This is a genomic window from Komagataeibacter melaceti, from assembly GCF_003403295.1.
Taxonomy (GTDB): Bacteria; Pseudomonadota; Alphaproteobacteria; order Acetobacterales; family Acetobacteraceae; genus Komagataeibacter; species Komagataeibacter melaceti.
The window spans coordinates 1-797 of sequence record NZ_QUWV01000242.1 but is presented as its reverse complement, the minus strand read 5'-3'; the positions used below and the strand labels follow the sequence as shown (position 1 = coordinate 797).

At 50.9% G+C, this 797-nt stretch carries 1 protein-coding gene; it reads right to left on the bottom strand.

Going from position 1 to position 797, the window contains the following annotated elements:
- Window positions 1–772, bottom strand: a 772-nt coding sequence (locus DY926_RS16805) for an HNH endonuclease family protein (protein ID WP_196778595.1), incomplete at its 3' end; no start/stop codon positions are given.
- Window positions 773–797 lie beyond the last annotated feature (25 nt).

Sequence of the window (797 nt, the reverse complement as noted above, 5' to 3'; positions counted from 1 at the left end):
TTCGCGTGGAAAACGATGTCTTTTGTAGCTCACAACCTCTTTGCTCATCACTCCTCTCTACCATACTACAGTTAACGTGACAGCTCCCGATCAATGCATCAACCTTCTGCCAAACCTTGCGTCGCTCCTCTGCCAGAGGGACATGTTCGTTTAGCTTGAGTCGCAGCACGGTCACGTTTACGCGCTCCTGCTCCCAAGCTGAGGCTCCCGGTACGGGGATGACCTTACCTTCTTCGTCGAATGCAATCAGTGAAACGTCGTCATCGTCAATCGGGTCCAGCAAATAACGAGCCTCGGATTCCTCACAGGGCTCCAAATAGGTCGAGCAGAGCGAACCCTGCTTCAACGGAAACCACCCCCCCTTCTTGCGGTTGCCTACGTTGCCACAAAGCCGGAAATTCATGTAGTCAAAGGCCAGCCACCAATAGCCATCGCGTTCGATACCGTCCAATGCCTTTGCTTCTTTCTTTGGCCGAAAGTGTTCGACGTCGTAATGCGAATACAACTCTCGAACTTCGGAGAACCAGCACTTTCCGTCTGAAAGTGCCAACAGCCACGGTTTTAATGCATCCCAATGCGGCTTATTCTTGTCAATCAAAGCATTACGCTCATCACGATTCCCTAAGAATTCTAGCGCTTCTAGGCTTGTGACCAGTTGCTTTGATTTTACCAGCCAAGCATTCCAATGTGTCTCCGTCCAAGGCACCCAGTGTTGATTTTCACTGAGAACTGACCCGGGTAGGGCGGAAATTTTCATCGAGATTTGACCCATGCCTCCACACTCCCCGGCATCATCT